General features: G+C 44.7%; 13 protein-coding genes and 2 pseudogenes. 9 read left to right on the plus strand and 6 right to left on the minus strand.

What is annotated here, in order from left to right:
* The first annotated feature begins 598 nt into the window (after nucleotides 1-598).
* From JCM19039_RS00005 to JCM19039_RS00025, 5 genes and pseudogenes are all read left to right on the plus strand, one after another.
* Complete coding sequence (locus tag JCM19039_RS00005; protein ID WP_042422631.1) at nucleotides 599-2,173, plus strand: acyl-CoA synthetase; 1,575 nt, start codon at nucleotides 599-601, stop codon at nucleotides 2,171-2,173.
* 5 nt (nucleotides 2,174-2,178) lie between these two features.
* Nucleotides 2,179-3,936 carry a sigma-54-dependent Fis family transcriptional regulator gene (locus JCM19039_RS00010; RefSeq protein WP_238544864.1) on the plus strand — a complete coding sequence of 586 codons (1,758 nt, stop codon included), beginning with the start codon at nucleotides 2,179-2,181 and terminating at the stop codon, nucleotides 3,934-3,936.
* A 106-nt stretch (nucleotides 3,937-4,042) separates the two neighbouring features.
* The gene (locus JCM19039_RS00015; RefSeq protein WP_042422633.1) at nucleotides 4,043-5,701 is read left to right on the plus strand and encodes an acyl-CoA dehydrogenase family protein; all 1,659 of its coding nucleotides are present in this window, start codon (nucleotides 4,043-4,045) and stop codon (nucleotides 5,699-5,701) included.
* A 16-nt stretch (nucleotides 5,702-5,717) separates the two neighbouring features.
* A pseudogene (locus tag JCM19039_RS00020) lies at nucleotides 5,718-6,622 on the plus strand (NAD(P)-dependent oxidoreductase).
* A pseudogene (locus JCM19039_RS00025) lies at nucleotides 6,619-8,074 on the plus strand (CoA-acylating methylmalonate-semialdehyde dehydrogenase). Before JCM19039_RS00020 ends, JCM19039_RS00025 begins: the two co-directional pseudogenes overlap by 4 nt.
* Before the next feature lie 112 nt (nucleotides 8,075-8,186).
* Here the strand turns inward: JCM19039_RS00025 and JCM19039_RS00030 are convergent.
* The 4 genes from JCM19039_RS00030 to JCM19039_RS00045 all read right to left on the minus strand — a co-directional run bounded on the left by JCM19039_RS00030 (nucleotide 8,187) and on the right by JCM19039_RS00045 (nucleotide 13,614).
* Nucleotides 8,187-9,527 carry a HAMP domain-containing sensor histidine kinase gene (locus tag JCM19039_RS00030; RefSeq protein ID WP_042422636.1) on the minus strand — a complete coding sequence of 447 codons (1,341 nt, stop codon included), beginning with the start codon at nucleotides 9,525-9,527 and terminating at the stop codon, nucleotides 8,187-8,189.
* Nucleotides 9,517-10,203: a response regulator transcription factor gene (locus JCM19039_RS00035; RefSeq protein ID WP_042422639.1), complete on the minus strand. Its 687-nt coding sequence runs from the start codon at nucleotides 10,201-10,203 to the stop codon at nucleotides 9,517-9,519. Before JCM19039_RS00035 ends, JCM19039_RS00030 begins: the two co-directional genes overlap by 11 nt.
* 97 nt (nucleotides 10,204-10,300) lie before the next feature.
* Nucleotides 10,301-12,862 carry an ABC transporter permease gene (locus JCM19039_RS00040; protein ID WP_042422642.1) on the minus strand — a complete coding sequence of 854 codons (2,562 nt, stop codon included), beginning with the start codon at nucleotides 12,860-12,862 and terminating at the stop codon, nucleotides 10,301-10,303.
* Nucleotides 12,859-13,614: an ABC transporter ATP-binding protein gene (locus tag JCM19039_RS00045; RefSeq protein ID WP_042422644.1), complete on the minus strand. Its 756-nt coding sequence runs from the start codon at nucleotides 13,612-13,614 to the stop codon at nucleotides 12,859-12,861. The genes JCM19039_RS00040 and JCM19039_RS00045 overlap by 4 nt, the downstream gene beginning before the upstream one ends.
* A 161-nt stretch (nucleotides 13,615-13,775) precedes the next feature.
* Between JCM19039_RS00045 and JCM19039_RS00050 the strand changes: the two genes are divergently transcribed.
* From JCM19039_RS00050 to JCM19039_RS00060, 3 genes are all read left to right on the plus strand, one after another.
* Nucleotides 13,776-15,551, plus strand: coding sequence for a glycoside hydrolase family 32 protein (locus JCM19039_RS00050; RefSeq protein WP_081834229.1), 1,776 nt, complete (start codon nucleotides 13,776-13,778; stop codon nucleotides 15,549-15,551).
* Between the two features lie 255 nt (nucleotides 15,552-15,806).
* Nucleotides 15,807-16,433, plus strand: coding sequence for a GNAT family N-acetyltransferase (locus tag JCM19039_RS00055; protein WP_042422646.1), 627 nt, complete (start codon nucleotides 15,807-15,809; stop codon nucleotides 16,431-16,433).
* Complete coding sequence (locus JCM19039_RS00060) at nucleotides 16,430-16,990, plus strand: TetR/AcrR family transcriptional regulator (protein WP_042422649.1); 561 nt, start codon at nucleotides 16,430-16,432, stop codon at nucleotides 16,988-16,990. The genes JCM19039_RS00055 and JCM19039_RS00060 overlap by 4 nt, the downstream gene beginning before the upstream one ends.
* A gap of 171 nt (nucleotides 16,991-17,161) precedes the next feature.
* Here JCM19039_RS00060 and JCM19039_RS00065 read toward each other — a convergent pair whose 3' ends face one another.
* Together JCM19039_RS00065 and JCM19039_RS00070 are read right to left on the minus strand one after the other, a co-directional pair.
* Complete coding sequence (locus tag JCM19039_RS00065; protein WP_042422652.1) at nucleotides 17,162-18,190, minus strand: 3-hydroxyisobutyryl-CoA hydrolase; 1,029 nt, start codon at nucleotides 18,188-18,190, stop codon at nucleotides 17,162-17,164.
* A 57-nt stretch (nucleotides 18,191-18,247) separates the two neighbouring features.
* Nucleotides 18,248-18,985 (minus strand): hypothetical protein, encoded by a 738-nt coding sequence (locus tag JCM19039_RS00070; RefSeq protein WP_042422655.1) that lies wholly within the window; start codon nucleotides 18,983-18,985, stop codon nucleotides 18,248-18,250.
* Nucleotides 18,986-19,091: 106 nt separating this feature from the next.
* Here JCM19039_RS00070 and JCM19039_RS00075 point away from each other — a divergent pair, with 106 nt between their 5' ends.
* Nucleotides 19,092-19,619, plus strand: a complete 528-nt coding sequence (locus JCM19039_RS00075; RefSeq protein ID WP_052398363.1) for a GNAT family N-acetyltransferase — start codon at nucleotides 19,092-19,094, stop codon at nucleotides 19,617-19,619.
* The last annotated feature ends 235 nt before the right edge of the window (nucleotides 19,620-19,854 follow it).

The raw sequence follows: 19,854 nt of genomic DNA on the forward strand, positions 1-19,854 counted from the left end.
CAACTTGCGCGCAGATTCCAAGATGTAGTGCCAATGACACGTCGGCCCCGCCGGGGCCGAAACGAAACCGTACTCGGTTCGGCGCGGCTCGCGCCGACGTCTTGTGGGTACTTCAGGGCGAGGATGTACAGGTACCTTGTAATCTGTTACCAAGTTTGCTCATTTTGTTCCCTAGTTTATGAGAATAGACCACTTTTCCTGCGTATTCCCCCAACTTGAGAACAGTTCGGCCGCAACTCGAGCACAGTTTCCATTTTTCCAAGCTCACCATTTGTTTTCGATGGAACTCTTTCGTTCAACTTACCTAGAACCGAAATGGATGTGTGTGAAACCCGGATGTCTTGTAAGAACAATCCGGGTTTTCAATCGTCTAAAAACGATTGCGATGAATGGCGGAGCCGAGATTTTTTTCATTTTCATGGAGGAATTTATACACCGAATGTCTAAACAGTTATACAACCACAACTAATAATTATTGGCACAACTATTGCATAGTAGAAGGACTGAAACTTCTACCATTTAACGGAGGTTCGAATTGTAAACGCTTACTTTTTTAAGTTGACTAAAGGTGAATTTGAAATGAAGGAGGAGATGAATCATGGATTTGATTGCACCATATGAGTACAACATTGCTGATGACGTCGAACAATATGCAGGTGAGGATGAGAAGTTAGCGATTCGCTGGTTGAATGAAGCGGGTGAAAAGAAAGATGTCACATACAGTGAGCTAGTTTCGCGGGCAAATCAATATGCGCGTGTTCTCCAAAATCATGGTCTACAAAAAGGTGATCGTGTCATTATTAGCTTGCCTCGCATACCAGAAGCGTACGTAACGTATCTCGCCTGCTTAAAAGCAGGGTTTGTTGCAATTCCGTGTTCAGAGATGCTGCGAACGAAGGACCTCCAGTTTCGGTTTGAGCATTCAGAGGCGCGCGCGATCGTCGCATCTGCAAAAGCGGCTGCGGAAGTAAACGAAATTGCCGGAGATTATGATGCGCGGGAACGCCAATTTCTAATCGGAGAGAAAGGGAGCGGCTGGTTAGATCTGGAGCAGTTAGCTGACGGGGAAAGCGATACGCTTGTTCGAAGCGAAACGACGCGTGAAGACTTGGCGTTTTTATCCTATACGTCAGGGACGACCGGTAATCCAAAAGGGGTTGCCCATACACACGGTTGGGGGTACGCCCATGTAGAGACCGCGGCGAAAAATTGGCTCGGTGCGAAAGAGAATGATCTTGTGTGGGCAACGGCAGCACCGGGTTGGCAAAAGTGGATCTGGAGTCCGTTTCTTTCAACAATTATGCTCGGTGCGACCGCGTTTGTGTACGATGGACCGTTTGATGCCAAAAAGTATCTTTCTCTTTTAGAGAACGAGGGGATTCGCGTGCTCTGTTGCACACCAACCGAGTATCGCTTAATGGCAAAGGTCGACCAGCTCGCAAGCTACAAGCTTCCTCACTTAAAAAGTGCAGTCTCTGCAGGTGAGCCGTTAAACCGTCCGGTTATTGATGCGTTTTTGGACGCATTTAATATCAATGTGAGAGACGGGTATGGACAAACGGAAAACACTTTGCTCGTTGGAACGTTGGAAGGCATGGAAATTCGCCCTGGCTCAATGGGCGTGCCGACGCCAGGCAATACGGTCGAAGTAATTGATCCTTATGGTGAGCGTTGCGCTGACAATATCGTTGGAGACATTGGTGTGCACAAAAGTTCACCCGCCTTATTTAAGTCGTACTATAAAGATCCGGACCGCACGTCACTTGCGTATCGTGGTGAATGGTTCATTACCGGAGACCAAGCGTACCGGGATGCGGATGGGTACTTATGGTTTGTCGGTCGAGGCGACGACATCATCATTAGCTCAGGATATACAATCGGCCCGTTCGAAGTTGAAGACGCACTTGTGAAACATGAGGCGGTAAAAGAGTGTGCAGTTGTCGCTGAACCTGATGAAATTCGGGGCAATATCGTCAAAGCTTACGTCGTGCTTAAGGACAAAGCGTATGACGGTCTTGTGGAAGAATTGCAAGATCATACGAAGCGGTTGACGGCGCCGTACAAATACCCAAGAAAAATTGAATTTATTGACGATCTACCTAAAACAACATCCGGAAAAATTCGACGAGTGTCATTAAGGAATGAAAGTGATCATACGAAAGCAAAGAGGTGATTTGAGTGGGGCAAAGAAGTTCTCGTGACCATAGTGGCCAGTGGATGAGGATTGCTCCACGTACAGTAGCACCTACGGACAGTATCCGTGACGTACTTCCTGTCATGGCCGAAGTCGCCGATGGTGAAGTTCCTGTTGTAGATGCCAGCAAGTTAGTCGGAATCATCACAATTCGCGATTGCCTTCGTGTTGAAGATGCAAACGTCCACGTTCAGCACGTCATGAACACTGAATTCTTTTCCGTAGGAGAGGATTTTTCCTTGAGATCAAGTAAGCCATGTCCTCTCTATGTGATTCAAGTGAAGACGGGCACGTTGCTCGGTATTGTCGGTCGGGATGAATGGTTTGCGTTCTACCGTTATATTGAGGAACAAGAGGAAGTGGCTCGTCAGGCGATTGATTGGATGAAGCTAAGTTTAGACACTGCTTATGAGGGGGTTGTGATTGTTGATGAGCGGGGGATCATTCAATTATTCAATGATACGTACGCCCGGTTTGTTGGTGTGACGAAAGAGGAAGCGATCGGCCGAGCGGTTGAGAAGGTGATTGAGAATACGCGTTTGCCTGTTGTCTTGAAGACGGGTGTTCCTGAGCGAAGTCAGGCGCATCGCTTGCAAGGACAAGAACTGGTTGTGCATCGCTTGCCGATGTGGCGAGACGGCAAGGTGATTGGCGCGGTGGGGATGCTCGTGTATGAAGGGAAAAAGGAGCTTTTGGAAACGTTAGAGCGGATGGATATTTTGGATTACAGCAAACCTGAGCAGGAGACGGTTGTCGAGAAGAAGCGAGGCATTCCAGATATTCGTTTTGAAGACATTATCGGGGAAAGCGCGAAGATTGCCGAGTCCAAGAAAATGAGTCGAAAAGCGGCGAGGACAACAGCTTCTGTCTTAATTACAGGAGAGTCTGGTGTAGGTAAAGAACCGTTTGCCCAAGCGATTCACAATATGAGTGCTCGAGGAGAAGGATCATTCGTTGCTGTCAATTGTGCCGCAATCCCTGAAAACCTTTTGGAGTCCGAGCTGTTTGGCTATGTGAAAGGGGCGTTTACGGGCACAAAGAGTGAAGGCAAGCCCGGCAAGATGGAACTTGCCCATGGGGGGACGTTGTTTCTTGACGAGATTGGGGATATGCCGCTCGAGGCTCAAGCGAAAGTGCTGCGAGCACTTCAGAGTAAAGAGATTGACAGGGTAGGCAGTACGTCTCCGACACCGGTTGATTTTCGGTTAATTTCCGCAACGAATCAAGACTTGAAACAACGAATAAAGCAAGGAAAGTTCCGGGCCGATTTGTATTACCGGTTACATGTAATCGATATTCCCATTCCGCCGCTACGGGAACGAAAGCGAGACATCCCGTTAATCATCGCGCACCAGCTCAAAACGCTTAGTCGAGACACTGGTGCGAAAGAGCGGACGATGGATAAAGCAGTGATTGAGCGAATGTTCCAGTACGACTGGCCAGGAAACGTACGAGAGCTCATACACGTTGTGGAACGCATGTTTCACCTTTGTGATGATGATCGAATTACAGTGGAGGATTTGCCAGGTGAATTGCGGACCTTTCAGGATGAGGCGCCTTCTGTTCCTTATATCGAATGGCAAGAGATGAACCGAGAGCAAGTGCAAGAGTATGAGCAGGAACAAATTGAAGCGGCTTTGCAAGAAGTGGATGGCAATAAATCTCAAGCGGCAAAGAAACTTGGAATTTCTAGAGCAACGCTGTACAACAAAATGTCTCGTTTCCAACGATCGATGATGTAAAAGTGTTTAGACACGTAGACAGTTTGAGCAGTGCCAACGCTCGGGAGTTCGAAGAAGTTGTTGGCATATCTTTTGCAGTTTGTTAGATGACGAGGAGGTCATGAGCATGAAAACAAAATATTCAAGGCCAATGTGGGGCGGTAGCTTACAGAGCATGCGAGATGCGTTTACGCCAGAAGACCTTTCTACCGATGAAATAATGATTCAGAAGACGACAGAGAAGTTTGTCACGAATACCATTCTTGCCAATATGGAACAGGCGGAAACGCATGACTATACGTTTGCCAAAGATGCCTTTCAAGAGGCGGGTTCTCTCGGTTTGCAGGCGGTTGAAATTCCAGAAGCGTACGGAGGATTTGGGCTTGGGAAGCATGTCGCTGGGCTCGTTGCAGAGGGGATTGGCAATGGCGGTGGCTCGTTTAGTGTGGCGTTTAATATTCATGCGGGCGTTGGCACGACGCCGTTCATTTATTATGGAACAGAAGAACAGAAAGCCACATATTTGCCAAAGCTCGGGTCCGGAGAATGGGTAGGGGCATACGCACTGACTGAACCATCAGCAGGCTCAGATGCGTTGAAAGGAAAAGCACGAGCGACGTGGAATGATCAAGACGGTGTATGGCATTTAACCGGTGAGAAACAATGGATTACGAATGCGCACATTGCCGATGTGTATGTGGTGTTTGCGAATTCGGATGAAGGAATGACCGCATTTATTGTAGAAAGAACACAAGACGGTGTAACGCTCGGGCCAGAAGAGAAGAAGATGGGCATCAATGGTTCATCAACGGCAACGCTTTTGCTTGAGGATGTAACTGTAAATCCAGATCGTGTGCTCGGGGAAGTCGGTGAAGGACACAAGATTGCGCTGAATACTTTAAACCTCGCTCGACTAAAATTAGCATTTAACAACATTGGTGCATCAAAGCGGGCGTTAAAGCTTTCGGTCAACTATGGTTTGGAGCGAAAACAATTTCAGCAATCACTCGTGAACTTTCCGCTCATTCAAGAGAAGTTGGCGAATATGAACACGGCACTGTTTGGGGTTGAAAGCTTCGCCTATGGGACAGCAGGAAGTGTAGAGAATGCACTTGACTCCTCAGAGGGAGTGAATTCGTCTACGATCGTGCGGGCGTTCATTCCAGACTGTGCCATGTGCAAGACCTATGCCTCAGAAGTGTTAGGCAAAATTTCTGATGAAGCGGTGCAGATTCATGGTGGTTATGGCTTTATGCAAGAGTATGAGGTTGAGAGACTGTACCGTGATGCCCGCATTAACCGGATTTTTGAAGGGACAAATGAAATCAATCGTATGGCATCAGCAAAAGCTCTGCTCAAGCAAGACGTTCACGTCAATGAGAATCCAATCAGTGACACGGATGTTAACGGGCAATGGATTGCGGCTACAGAAAGAATCATGTCTGAAGTTTTAGAAGGGCTGTCTCGCACCGATGAAGTTTCTGAAAAGCAAGAAGTGTTACGGATGGTCGCAGACTCGTTTGCAACCGTAGCTGTGATGCGGTCATCGTATACACGAACGGTGAAGCACCCGACCGAGCTAAAAGAATGGATGACCCGAGTGATTTGTGAAGAGGGCTATGAGAACGTCGAGAGTAACATGACGAGACTTTGGTTAGCACTTGATCAGCCGGAAGAGGCGAATCGTGTAAAACGACAAAGTCGAACGCCAGAACGAAGTGACCTGACGAAAGTGAAGCGAAAGATTAGTGAACGAGTAATTGAAGCTAAAAACTATATTTCGTAAAAGTGAGGGATCCGAAATGAAAATTGGTTGGATTGGGTTAGGGAACATGGGAATGCCGATGGCAACGAATCTCATTGAATCGGGGTATCAAGTCGTTGGGTTGATTTGAATGCCGAAGCTGAACGTGCGTTTGAAAACGCGGGCGGCAGCATTGGCGCGTCTATAGCCGCATTGGCTGCAGAGTGTGATATGGTCATTACAAGCTTGCCGTCCGCACGAGCTTACGAATCGGTGTTTTTAGGTGCTGAAGGGTTAATTGAAAACGCCCATGACGATGTGTTGCTCATGGATACGAGCACCGTTGCACCGGAGAACAATGAAACAGTAGAAGGAGCTGCGAAGAAACGTGAAGTCCTCTTTCTTCAGGCACCTGTCAGCGGTGGCGTCGTTGGCGCTGAAAACCGCACGCTTACGTTCATGTGCGGCGGCCCGAAAGTTGCGTTTGATACAGCGACACCCGTCATGGACGTGCTCGGGGCGAACCTCTTCCACGTCGATGAGCGAATCATTAGCGGAACGATGACGAAGCTCATCAACAACTTACTCATCGGTTTTTATACTGCCGGGGTAAGTGAAGCACTTACGCTCGCGAAGAAACAGAACATGGATTTGGACGCGTTGTTTGATGTGATGAATGTGAGTTACGGGCAGAGCCGAATTTATGAACGAAACTACAAGACGTTTATTGCAAACAACGACTACAACCCTGGTTTTACGCTAAGTTTATTGCGGAAAGATTTGAACTTCGTGAAGGAGACGATGACAAGAGAAGGGTTGCACTTGCCAATAACCGATGCGCTTATTGATGTGTATGAAGAAGCAGAAGATGCAGGGTTAGGCGATCGCGATATGGCCGTATTGTATGAACGCGTCGGAGACCAAGACATTTCATTCCAATCTGTAAAGGAGAGTTCAAAATGATCACAGAAGTAAAAACAATGAAAAATTACATTAATGATCAGTGGCAAGAAACCGTGGGTGGCACGTATGAGTCGGTTCCGAATCCAGCGACAGGTGAGGAAATTGCCAAAGTTCCGATCTCGACAAGTGAAGATGTCGACCGCGCGGTTCAGGCGGCAAAAGAAGCGTACGAGACTTGGTCACAAGTGCCAGTCCCTGAGCGGGCACGTTACATGTTCCGTTATTTGCAACTCTTAAACGAAAACCGCCAAGAGCTAGGAGAAATTATCACGCTCGAAAACGGCAAAACGTTAAAAGATGCCCACGGCGAAGTACAAAGAGGGATTGAAGTTGTGGAGCTGGCTACATCTGCGCCAAACTTAATGATGGGTGATGCACTGCCTCGTATTGCCGGAGGCATTGACGGCTCCATTTGGCGCTATCCACTAGGGTCGTAGCAGGGATTACGCCGTTTAACTTCCCGATGATGGTGCCACTTTGGATGTACCACTCGCCATTGCTTGCGGGAATACATTCGTATTAAAGACGTCAGAACGGACACCAGTGCTTGCAGAGCGTCTCGTTGAGCTTTTTTACGAAGCAGGCTTTCCAAAAGGTGTGCTAAACCTCGTACACGGTGCGAAAGATGTCGTCAACCGCATTCTGACTCACGAAGACATTGAAGCGATCTCGTTTGTCGGGTCTGAGCCGGTAGCGAAGATTGTATATGAAACCGGTACAGCTTATGGTAAGCGCGTGCAAGCTCTTGCAGGTGCGAAGAACCATGCGACGGTGTTGGCTGACTGCAACTTGGATAAAACGATCGAAGGCGTTATTGGTTCGGCATTCGGTAGTAGTGGGGAGCGTTGCATGGCTTGCTCCGTTGTGGCGGTAACTGAAGACATTGCCGATGAGTTTATGGAGCGTCTCACTGCTCGTACTCGCTCCCTTGAAGTTGGCGACGGATGTTACGAAGAGAACTTCGTCGGCCCCCTCATTCGCGAGTCCCATAAAGAACGCGTCGTTGGGTATATTGACTCCGGCGTGCAAGAAGGCGCCAGCCTTATTGTAGACGGGCGAGAAAAGGGCGATGCAAAAGAAAGCGGCTATTACGTTGGAGCGACGATCTTTGATAATGTCACGCAAGAAATGAAAATTTGGCAAGATGAGATCTTTGCACCCGTGCTTAGCGTCGTTCGCGTCAAAGATTTGGAAGAAGCGATTGAAGTCACGAACGCCTCAAAATTCGCCAATGGAGCGGTCATCTATACGTCTAGTGGAAAATCAGCGCAACTGTTCAGAGACCGAATTGATGCGGGGATGGTCGGTATTAACGTGAACGTGCCCGCGCCGATGGCATTCTTCGCGTTTGCCGGGAACAAAGCCTCATTCTTTGGAGATCTTGGAACAAACGGAAAAGACGGTGTTCAATTCTATACAAGAAAGAAAGTCGTCACAGAGCGCTGGTTCTAAATTGAAAATGAGTAGCCGAGGGCAACTGCTCTCGGCTACTCATTTTTAAATGTAAGAAGGTAGTTTATGTCGTAACAATAATTTCTGAAGGACCATATTGACCGTGGATTTTTCAATAATTCTTAAATAGAGGAAGAGTAATGACAAACGTTGCTCCTGCGTGTTCTGAATTGTAGGCTGCAATCTGCCCACCGTGACTGGCTATGTTTTGCTGACTAATGGCTAATCCGAGTCCGATGTGGTTGTGGGTGTTTCTAGATTCATCCCCTTGGACAAGTGGTTTAAAGATTTCTTCTAAATTAGACCGCTTAATCCCTGGACCTTCATCGGTAATGCGTAAAACGTACTGTTGGTCATCGGAAAAACCTTCAACTTGAATCGTTCCGTTAAGAGGGCTATAACGTATTGCATTCGCAAGGATATTTTCAAGCGCTTGATGCATGAGTTCTTGGTCGAGAGAGAGCGTGTACGATTCGATTTTAGTCTGAATCACAAGTTGTTTGTCGTTAATCTGATAGTCTAAGCTTTCAATTAGTTCATTTATCAATGGAATGATTGGAGTACGTGTTGTTTGAATGTGTTTAGTTAAGTAAAGAGAGCGATTGTAATTCGATAAAAGAGTGAGTAAATGATCCATTCGCCAAGCTTGTCGAAGCGATTTAGAAAGGTAGTGAGCTTTTTTATCTTGGGATTCCACAACACCTGTAGTAATTCCTTCTAAATATCCTTTTAGAGAGAATAAAGGGGTACGTAAATCATGAACAATTGAAGACATGAATAAATCACGGTCGTGTTCAAGTTGTGACCGTTCGTTTTGAAGGCGCTGCAAATTTCGATTCATCGTCGTAAACGCTTCGGTCAATTCATTCACTTCTTTAATATGTGAATGAATGGGAGGTGGATTGTTTTTTTGTTTCGTAATGTTCGTCAGTGCATCATTTAACGTTTGTAGCGGTTTGACCGTGTGCATACGGACATACCACAAGAATAATAGTAGAAGAAAGACGATGGTAAATAGGATCAGTGTCAGTGCAGCGGAATCATTTGACGCTGTTGTGACATACTGTGGTGATGATGGCTGGCTATAGTACAACGTCGCAACAACAGAAGAGGACTGAACAATCGAATATTTGTAGGAAACTTCAAGTGTTTGATCAACTGATTGATCGGCTGGTCGATGGTGATAGTATGTAGTACCGTTTTGGAGTACGACGTCGATATGTAACTGCTCTTCTCTTGCAATTTCATCAAGATTTTTGAGCCATTCTTTTGATGGCCAAGATTGATCAACCTTAATAAATTCATCAATCCATTCGGTTGGTTCCTCAATTGGGTTTGGTGGAGTCTGATGATTCTCGTAAGTTTGATACAGTTGACTGACCGCAAGTGGGAGAACAAGTAGACTAATCGAAAACAAAATTAGTACAACATTTAGTGAGAGTTTACGGTTCATCGAAGTCTACCTCAATAAGTTGGTACCCTAATGAACGGATCGTTCGGATAGACAGAATATCATCATAGGTACGCAATTTCTCTCGTAATTTCGCAATATAGACACGTACAATTTGCGGATCTTGTAGTTCGTCTTTCCAAACTTTGTAAAGGATTTGATCATAAGAAAGAATGATTCCGCGGTTTTCATACAAGTAATGAAATAAACGGTATTCATAGAGACTTAAGTCGATGCGTTTGTCCTTAATAGTTAGCTCTAATGAGCCGTTATGGACATGGATGTTTCTTTGTTTGTTGTTCACTTGGTTAAATTGTTGCCGGCGGTACATGGCATTTACGCGAGCAACGACTTCCGCTGGACTTACTGATTTAACAATATAGTCGTCCCCACCAATGGTTAAACCTCGTATGCGATCTTGTTCACTTTCTTTCGCACTTAAGAACAAAATGGGTGTCGTTTGATGTTTGCGAAATGCTTTGCAAAACGAAAACCCATCTTCCCCAGGCATCATCACATCTAAAACAATCACATCAAGTTGTTCTCGTTCAATGTGAGCCCATGCTTCTGTCGTATTGTTTGCTTGGAAAATTGTATACCCTGAGGCTTCTAAATAATCTGTTAATAATTCCAAAATATCGGGTTGATCGTCAATAAGTAAGATATTCTTGGTTAGCATCCATATCACCTCTAGTTCATTTAAGCACAGTCTAATCGCAAGTGCGATGGTTACTTAGTAGAGAGAGTGGATGGACGGCAAGCGCCGTTCATCCGATTTATGTTAAATGTTTAAGAATGTTTTGTCGTAAAGCCCATCGTGTTGGAAGAAGGAAACCGAGTATCCCTAACACGGGTGACAAAACAATAATAATAAAGAGTTCAGTAACCGGCAAGACGCTTAAGCTTCCTTGAAGTGAGAATGTTAAGTGCATAGATAGCCATAGAGAACATACAGAAGCCATCAAAGCACTTATGAATGTGAGAAAAGCGCCTTCTAACAAGAGTGTTCGATGTAGCTGTTTGTGAAACAAGCCAATTGAACGAAGAATAGACAATTCGGTTAAGCGTGCTTGAAAGGTACTCATTGAACTCGTAAAAAGACCAGCCATCGTTAGAACAATCATGATGCCAATGGTAAATGCCAAAACGTATAAGCGTTCGTTATATTGTTCTTGGAATTCCTCAAGCGCTGCATAACGGTTAATAACGTGTACGTCGTTCTCTAATTGCAAGGATTCAATTGTTTCATGAATTTGTTGTTCTGCTTGGCGATTTGCGCTTGATAGTAGAAGCTCAGAATGTTGTGTAATCGCGAAATGATCGTCCATCTGTTTTGGTGTCATGAGAAAAGAGTCAAACGGTTCGAACTGCTCGTTGCTTAAAAACGGATGATTCGAAACGATGGAAGCTACTGTAAAGGAAAAGTCAAAGGCTTCCTCATCGCTTTCAATGCTTTTAAGGTTAATTTGATCGCCAATCTCATAGCCGAGTGCATCGGCGGTTCGCTCCGTAATAACAACATCAAACGGGTCCAACTCGTTGATTGTTGTTTTTCCTTGTCGTGCTACTTCAAGATATGGATGTAAATCAGTGCCTTTAATTTGTGCGAGCACTTGTGCTGTGCCGTCAACGTCTTCTGTTGCCCAAGTGGCATTAGGTAGATTCGTTGTCAGCCCAATAAAAGGAGTTGTAAAGTAATTGGAAGGCTCCGACACATCGTTTTGTAAGGTAATCTCATCATATAGCTCTGGTGAGAATCCTTGATTTTGCAGTGCATAATTGCCATAGGCATAGGACGTGACACGAAAATCGGCAGGATTTAAAGAAAACAGTTGGTCAATGGATGTTTCTTTTAGGTTTTCTAATGTCGTAAATCCGAGTGTAGTTAAGATGATACAGGCTGAGAGTAACATCGCGATTGCCTTCGTCTTTTGTATGTGGCGAAGGAGTTGTAAGGGCGCCAACGTCCATACCGACGAGTGACGAAGTGGCTTTATAATACTATGAACGACCCGTAAAGCAAAACGTAAAGTGTGAGTGATGCAGACAAAAAATAGCATAACAATACTGAACATGGAGAGTACGTGTAACCAAACACTCGTAGTAACAAAACTGAGTATTGAAAGGATGAGCGTGCACACGAGTAGCACGATAAATAAACGAACCCGTTTTCTTGTTAACGTTAGTTGGGAAGAAGATTGCTGATAAGTACTTATCGGTGAAACGTTACTCGCTTGATAGACCGGAAATACTGAGAAGATGAACAGTGAGGCTACATACAAGAGCAAATAGAAACCGATGCTTAGCCAAGGAATTTCTGTAGTTACAATCATGACATCAGCAAATGTCATCGGGGCTGATAAAATCATCAAGGCAGTGCAGATCCCGATCACTAAACCAATGAATAGACTTACGATACTCATGAACAAAGTCTCGTTGTATGCAAGGAAGAGTAGATTTCTCTTTGAGGCGCCGACGAGCCTGAGGACGGCTAGTTGTTGATTTCGTTCTTGAATCATCACCTCCATAATACTTCGATATAATAAGCCACTAACGATGATCACTGCGATGTTTATGCTTGTCAGAATGGGCAACAGTCCTCCGACATTTTCACGTAAATCGTTTGTTTCTTCTAAAAGATCAACGTTTAACAACGGGTTCATCTGTACAATTTGATCGTGGACAGATTGTTTTGATTCATGAGAGTCGAGTTGTAGCATCGCCATTGTCGGACCTTTTCGAGTAACGGATTGTAACCACTCGGCTTGAAAAAGCAAAACGGAAGACAGATCTTCTCGATCTTCATTTGAGTAGCCGACAATTTTAACTTGTTCCTTTTCTCCTGGTGGAAATAATAAGTCAATGTAATCACCAATCGCTACGTCATGAATCGAAGCGTAAGCTCTTGAGACAATCACTTCACGTTCAGCAGGAATGGTTTGTTCACCAATATCAACCATCGTACTTTCATATGCTAAAGGTTCCTCATTAAATCCTACATAAATGTCATCCCACATTTTATATTCTTCTTCGTATCCTAAATAAGGGTAGTGAATGGTTCCGATTTGACGTACTTCAGTGAGACTTTCAAGGTTTTTTAAATCTTCTTCTGTTAGAGGTTTACGAAGCTCATCATGGATACTTAATTGGTAACCTACATAAAGATCAACATCCCCGTAGACCGATTGAATTGATAATTCATTCGACTTTTCGATGGATGCCATAAAGACTTGTGATGCACTGAGTAATGCTGCTCCTAAACTTATACTTATAACAATTAACATGGTTTTCAAACGTTGTCTTGAAAGATAACGAAAAGCAAGTGTACGTAAATTCATTCGACCATTTGTCCATTCTGAAGTTGTGTATGGTGAATGGTTTTTACTTTTTGATCCATAGATTGAGATGTAGAAAAAGGTAGATTCGAAACAAGTTTTCCATCGTTCATGATGACTACTCGATCAGCAAAAGCAGCAACCGTAGGATCGTGAGTAACGATAATCATCGTATAACCTAAAAATTGGTGTAAGTCTTTAAATTCTTTCATGACAATGGATGAAGTGAAGGAATCAAGACTTCCCGTAGGCTCATCAGCAACTACAATACTCGGTTTATTAATCATTGCCCGAGCAATGGCGACTCGTTGCTGCTGACCACCAGATAGTTTCTTCGGCAAAACGTGTGCCAAATGACCAATGTGTAACCGTTCCAATAATGTCTGTGCTCGTGCGGTGATTTCTTTTGATGACGGTCTATGTTTCGTAAAGCTTGTTGGTATGATCACATTTTCTAAGGCCGTGAGGACAGGCAGTAAATGAAACTGTTGAAAAACAAAGCCGAACTCTTCATTTCGTAACCTCGTTAATTGATTATCATTGAAATTGGTAATCTCGTTTCCTTTCAAAGTAATCGTGCCTGATGTTGGCTTATCTAAACCAGCCAGTAAATGTAGTAGCGTCGATTTTCCTGACCCGCTACTTCCCATAATAGCTGTAAATGAGCCTTCTTCAAACGAAACGGACAAATTGTTTAGTGCATAAAAGCGTGGAGAATAGATTTTGCTCACGCCATTTACATCTAGTAATACCATCAGTACCCCTCCTTGACTTTGACTCTAACAAAGCATTGTTAATGGCTGATAAGAGAAATATCAACGGCTTATAAAATCATATAAACAAATGTTTATATGACGTACTTACCGAGAATAGAGAAAGTAGATGAAGCATTGACGTAAAGGAGTAAGAGGAAGATATGAACAAAGGTCCATCCAATCAGCATGAGTACACCGAACGCTACCGCCCGCAATTTCATTTTTCAACACCAAAAGGCAACTTGGCGGATCCAAATGGCCTTGTTTATTACAACGAAACGTATCATCTATTTCATCAAAAAGATGGCAATTGGGCTCATGCAATCAGCGAAGATTTGTTGCATTGGAAGCACCTTCCGCTTGCATTAGAACATGATAAATTAGGACAAGCGCTGTCTGGAAGTGTAGTTATGGATCATTCCAATCATTCTGGTCTGTTTGATCGTGGTGAAGGGTTAGTTGCGTTTTATACGAGTACAGAGGGTGGAGAAGCACAGTCGCTTGCGTATAGTTGTGACGACGGGTTCACGTGGCAACGATACCCACACAATCCGGTCATCAACAATCCGGGTATAAAAGATTTCCGCGACCCGAAAGTCTTATGGTATGATGATTCAAATGCTTGGGTCATGGTCGTTTCAACGGATCAAACCGTATCATTTTACCGCTCACATAATTTAGTAGACTGGACGTATAGTAGTGAGTTTGGTGAGCACGAAGGCTTGCACGTTGCGGTGTGGGAATGTCCAGATCTGTTTCCATTGCCTGTAGATGGCTCACGTGCAAACGAGAAATGGGTATTGCACGTGAGCGTAGGTGACAATGACGAAACGAAAGGCTCGACTGCACAGTACTTTATCGGTCGGTTTGATGGGTATGCGTTTCAAAATGACAATCCATCGGATGAAGTACTCGTTACCGACTATGGTCAAGATTTTTATGCAGCCCAGACGTTTTATAATGTAAATGACCGAACGATTTGGCTAGGTTGGATGGCAAATTGGCGTTATCCGTATCAATCCCCAACAAATCCGTGGATGGGCTCGATGAGTTTTCCTAGAGAGTTAAGCTTAGTCACGAATCCTGAAGGTCAACTCCGGTTGGCACAACAACCGATGGCTGAAATTGAACAACTGCATTCAAAGGAAAGGCAGTTCAAAACGTTTGAAGTTCAAGATGAACCATTTCGACTACATTTCCAAGGGACGAATTATTTGTTGGAAGCTACCGTAACGTGGGAAGAGCTACGTGAGTTTGGACTTCGTCTGCGTCACGGAGACGGGGTGGAAGCCTTAATTGGTGTGGATGTGGAATATAACAAAGTCTTTATTGACCGAACCAATGCGGGCTTGAAGACGATCGTCGATCGGTGTGGTGAGAAGTTTCCATTTGGACAACGTTATGAGGCAGAGTATGATGGGGGCCGAAAATACATTAATTTGAAAGTGCTCGTTGACGAGTCGTCAATTGAACTATTCGTTCAGCAAGGAGTGACGGTGTTTACTTCACTCATCTATACCGAACCGACGAATGATGGCATCGAGTGGTATGCAGCAGATGGGACCATAACGGTAAAGGATTTGACGATTACTCATTTACACAATACGTGGCGAGAGCAAACGGATACGGTTGATCGCCTAGTCACGAATGTTGAAGAACAATCGTTAACCGTAGGAGAACAGCATCAAGTGAAGGCAGCGCTAAAGCCGGATGAGCAAGACTTTGATGAAGACGAGCTCATGTGGAGAAGTGCAGATGAGCGAGTCGTAAAGGTTATTCAGATGAACGGACGAACGTGTACGATTGAAGCAGTAAAGGAAGGTCATACAACCCTCCATGTGTGTGATCAAAGGAGTGTTAGCAGTTCAGAAATACAGCTAGTCGTTGAGGATGAGCGTTCATTTAGTGATCGTCTGAAAGACGTTTTTAAGAAGTAATGCGTTCACGTTTTACTGCTGATTTAAACCGTTACTAGGTAACTCTTTTTCTGTTAACAGTACGTCAAGGCTCGACACTGAATAAGCATTCTTACAATCAAAATGAATGAAGCATTAAAGCTAGATCGGTTCATCACCAATTATTTAAACGGACGTTCTTTCGTTGTCAACTTCTGGGAGTTCTCGCGAGGTATTGTTTATTTGATTCAGTAGATGGTACTATAATTTACAATACAGTACCAAGAGGTGATGAAGATGACGACAGAAGTAACGATTCAAAAAGCAGAACGCGGATCTTCTGTAGGGGCGAAATTAAATGCGATGGCGCTCAATACGTTTACGAAAACAGTTGTAGGGTCAAACAATCAACATGTTATCGACGACACGATGTTGATGTTGTGGAGAGCGGATAACAACCGTTTTAGTCACGAATATGCGTATGTTGCAAAGGAAGGCGACCGTATTCTAGGGTTAATGACGTGTTATCCTGCGAAAACGATGGACCGATTGCTTTTTCCGACAGCGGTTAAGATTTTACGATATCGTCATCTCGGCTTCTTGATTCATTCTTTAAAGAATCGAAAAGACTTCAGGTCCATGCTCCGATTAAAAGAAGCAAAAGAAGGTGAGTTTCATATCGGTACGTTGGCGATGTTGCCAGAAAGCCGTGGAAAAGGGATTGGTACGATGCTCATTCACAAGGCAGAGCAGTTTGCACGCGAACAAGGGCTAGACAAGCTTTCACTCACCGTAGACCAAAACAATCCAGCAGCACGTAAACTTTATGAGCGTGTTGGTTTTCACATCGTTCATCAGTCTGACCAAAAGCCGTTTGCGGTGTATCGCATGGTCAAACAGGTAGATGAGGGGGCAAAGCGATGACAAAGGAACTGAATGACGCCATCTACGTCACCATTATCGGTGTAATTGCTGAGAATGGCATACGCTTTACGACAGAGCAAGTAGCACGAGCGCTCGGCACGAGTAAGCGCACGGTATATGAATACTTCTCTAGCAAAGAAGAATTGCTTAGCCGGACGATTGACTTTGTGTTCCGTGACATCCAAGCGATTGACCGAACGATTGTGAACGATCACACGTTATCTGAAGCGGAGAAGATGGAGCGAGTATTCGCTTCTTTGCCAGTCAATTATGACGTAGGCATCATCATTCAACATGCGGACGAGTTAGAAAAGAAATACCCCGCTTTACATGAAAAAGTTGCAAACCAAGTAAGTGCGGTTTGGAAACCGTTCATTGAGTTAGTTGAGCCGAAGTTTCCAACCGCTTATGTAACGGTGCTGAAAACACTGTTAGAAGAGATGCTCCTAAATTTTTTAGACACTCAATATTTACAGCAACATAACGTAACGTTCGAGGAAGGGATGGAGCAGCTGCAAGCAATTGTACTTCAAGGCATTTTACCTTCAAAAACCTAAACACGCGGTTAAGGAATATAGAGCGCTACTTTGTGGTGCTCTATATCCGTTGAACAAAGCAATTTTCGAGAAAGAAAATCAAAGTGCGCGCTTTCGACATGAGAGTGCACACAATCGACACCGAAGCGCACACTAACCACCCACGCCCCCTGCAATCCCTGCACTTTGCCTTTATTTGAAGTATTGATCTACCACATCTTCTCTAACTTCTTCCAATGTGCGGTACGTGTATTGTGGATTGTTGTCCTTTTTAATAAGAACGGACTCGACTCCTCGGTAGAAGTCGTCTGCTTTTAAGAAGTTGATTGCTAGAGTCGCGTCAGCTTCCAATACCTTTTCCAGTGGCTGGTGTGTGCTTTCGAGCATATGTCTCAAAGTTACTTTTAAAGAAACGGGAGATTTCGATTCAAGCGTATCAGCGGTTTTCGTTGCAAATTCTCCGCCATCGTCCCGTAGCTTTTTCACGATGTCTTCGACTTGATGTAAATGAAAGAATTCATCGATGAGTGTTTGCTTGGCGGCGAGTGCACTCGGTTTCGGTTCTTCACTCACGTCTTTGAGCAGTTGATCGAGTGTTTCTCTTGGCGCATCAATGTTCATCCAGTTCTTACTGCGAAGCGTTTCTTCTACACGGGTGACATCATCGACGTAAAAGTCTGCGGCACCGATGTAGAGAACATCTTCTGCTGGGATGACCTTAGCTGTTAAAGCAAGGTACGTTCCGGAGTATCCGGGAGCTTGGTTTAGATAATAAGAAGCGCCAACATCTGGAAAGAATCCAATGTTCATTTCTGGCATGGCCCACTTCGTATTGTGCGTGACGATGCGGTGACTTGCTCCTTGAGACAAGCCGACGCCCCCACCCATTACGACACCGTGCAAGAGAGCAACGATCGGTTTTTTGTAGTTGGCAATATCGGCATCCAGCGCGTACTCATCGAGGAAAAATTGACGGGCTCGTTCAAAATCTTCGTCGCTCTTATTCGCGTTAGCGAGTGTCTTAATGTCACCGCCTGCGCAAAACCCTTTTTCGCTGTTTCCTTTTAGAAGAATTACTTTGACGTGGTCATCGTTCTTCCAATGTTCAAGCTGCTCTTGAATCGTTTGGACCATTTCATGATTAAGGGAACCGATTGCTTTCGGTCGATCCAATTCCAAAGTAGCCAACCCTTGATCATTTACGTGAACGTTAACGCTCATTCTTTTCACTTCCTTTTCCTTTTCCGTAGTATGCATCATGGTATATTAATGCAAGATCTATGCCCGAGTTAGCGTTGCCAAATGTTTAGCGATGCGACGAACATTCTCTTCGGCTTGCTCTTCTAACTCGGCCCGTTCTTCTGTCGCATTGTAAAACGTATGTTGACTTGGCAAGTGGTCTGACATGCTTAACACGGCAATCGCTTCCCGCCCGTATTGAGCAGCAATGGCAAGCGTTGCAGCCGCCTCCATTTCAACACCGGTATGACCAACAGCAGCCCAGCGTTCGATCATCGGTGACGTTTCATAGATGTAGCTACCTGTCGTGACAATTGAGCCTAGCCGGTAAGCAATGTTGTTCTCTTCACAAAACGCTTGAGCTGCTTCCAAAAGTGCTGGGCTCGTCTTCGCAGGCCCGTACTTATCGGAAACGCCGTCGTCTTTTTCCGCAGATGTTACGAGCAAGACTTCTCCATAGGTTAAATCAGCCTGTAGTCCTCCGAAGTAGCCGGTTTGAATAAATCGTTCACAGCCACAAATGGCAAGAGGGTGCACAACCGTCGCTGCCATCGGACTGCCATACACGTTTGCGTAGGCGATATTTTTGTTATTCATAGTACCGAACCGTAAGTTCCACGCTGGTGCACGAGAGTGATTGAGCGTTCCTTCCCAATAAAGCAAATTCGTCTCATGAAGAAACTCTCCATGAATAATTGTGGCAGTTGGAATGTCCGACTCTTGTAAATTCAACGAGCGAAGCCAATCTTCCTTTTTAAACTCTCCGTATAATGCCATGATGACCTCCGATTGCAGAAAATTATAAAGATGATGTACACTTACTATATTATCAGAAAATTAGTGGAAATGAGGGTCTAGACGGCAAATGATAAAAGGAAACTGTGTGGAGTTACGTGCACCAAAAAGAGAAGAGTTAGAGACGATCTTTGTGTGGAGAAACGACCCGCTACTTGCCAAGCTTACTGCAGGAACGAATGCCCACCTTTGGTCAGGTCTGACGATTGAGCAAATGGAAAGCTGGTATGATACTCATTACCAACAAGCCAATTCACTAGAAAAAGGAAGAATCTATTCCATCTATCATGAAGATCGGTTTATCGGGTATTGTGATTACCGCGAGTACCACCCATTAACGAACAGTTGCACCGTCGGCATGGTCATTGGTGACCGTAATTATTGGGACCGAGGATTTGGTAGCGAAGCGATGCAACTGCTTGTAGAGTATTTGCATAAAACCATTGCGGTTCGTCGCTTCCAACTAGACACGTGGTCAGGCAACATTAGGGCCATTAAATGTTACGAGAAGTGCGGGTTTCAGATTGAAGGTACGCTTCGTGACAATGAATGGGTGGACGGACAGTATGAAGACACGGTTTTGATGGGTTTACTCATGGACGAACACAAGAGCTGATTGAGGAAATAATAGCCCAGTATTAAAACATAGAATTGCCGCTTGCGCGAGGTTAGAAGCGTAAACCTTACCACACTTGCACGGTTGGTTTTTGGTTACAACACAGGCGGAAGTTTTTGCTCCAGAGCATAAGTGAAACAGCGGTAGGCAAAGCACACCTACCGTGTTTGCTTTTTACGCCGGAGCACAAGTGCGCGTTTCACTTTCTGTCTAGGGGCTAGAAAGAGGCCCAAGT

The sequence above is a fragment of the Geomicrobium sp. JCM 19039 genome (assembly GCF_000698145.1).
Taxonomy (GTDB): Bacteria; Bacillota; Bacilli; order Bacillales; family Marinococcaceae; genus Geomicrobium_A.

What these genes read in the sequence shown, in the direction of transcription:
- JCM19039_RS00055 (WP_042422646.1), top strand. Translation starts at nt 15,807, where the DNA reads ATGACGACAGAAGTAACGATTCAAAAAGCAGAACGCGGATCTTCTGTA.
- JCM19039_RS00045 (WP_042422644.1), bottom strand. Translation starts at nt 13,614, where the DNA reads ATGGTATTACTAGATGTAAATGGCGTGAGCAAAATCTATTCTCCACGC.
- JCM19039_RS00050 (WP_081834229.1), top strand. Translation starts at nt 13,776, where the DNA reads ATGAACAAAGGTCCATCCAATCAGCATGAGTACACCGAACGCTACCGC.
- JCM19039_RS00005 (WP_042422631.1), top strand. Translation starts at nt 599, where the DNA reads ATGGATTTGATTGCACCATATGAGTACAACATTGCTGATGACGTCGAA.
- JCM19039_RS00015 (WP_042422633.1), top strand. Translation starts at nt 4,043, where the DNA reads ATGAAAACAAAATATTCAAGGCCAATGTGGGGCGGTAGCTTACAGAGC.
- JCM19039_RS00040 (WP_042422642.1), bottom strand. Translation starts at nt 12,862, where the DNA reads ATGAATTTACGTACACTTGCTTTTCGTTATCTTTCAAGACAACGTTTG.
- JCM19039_RS00070 (WP_042422655.1), bottom strand. Translation starts at nt 18,985, where the DNA reads ATGGCATTATACGGAGAGTTTAAAAAGGAAGATTGGCTTCGCTCGTTG.
- JCM19039_RS00065 (WP_042422652.1), bottom strand. Translation starts at nt 18,190, where the DNA reads ATGAGCGTTAACGTTCACGTAAATGATCAAGGGTTGGCTACTTTGGAA.
- JCM19039_RS00030 (WP_042422636.1), bottom strand. Translation starts at nt 9,527, where the DNA reads ATGAACCGTAAACTCTCACTAAATGTTGTACTAATTTTGTTTTCGATT.
- JCM19039_RS00060 (WP_042422649.1), top strand. Translation starts at nt 16,430, where the DNA reads ATGACAAAGGAACTGAATGACGCCATCTACGTCACCATTATCGGTGTA.
- JCM19039_RS00035 (WP_042422639.1), bottom strand. Translation starts at nt 10,203, where the DNA reads ATGCTAACCAAGAATATCTTACTTATTGACGATCAACCCGATATTTTG.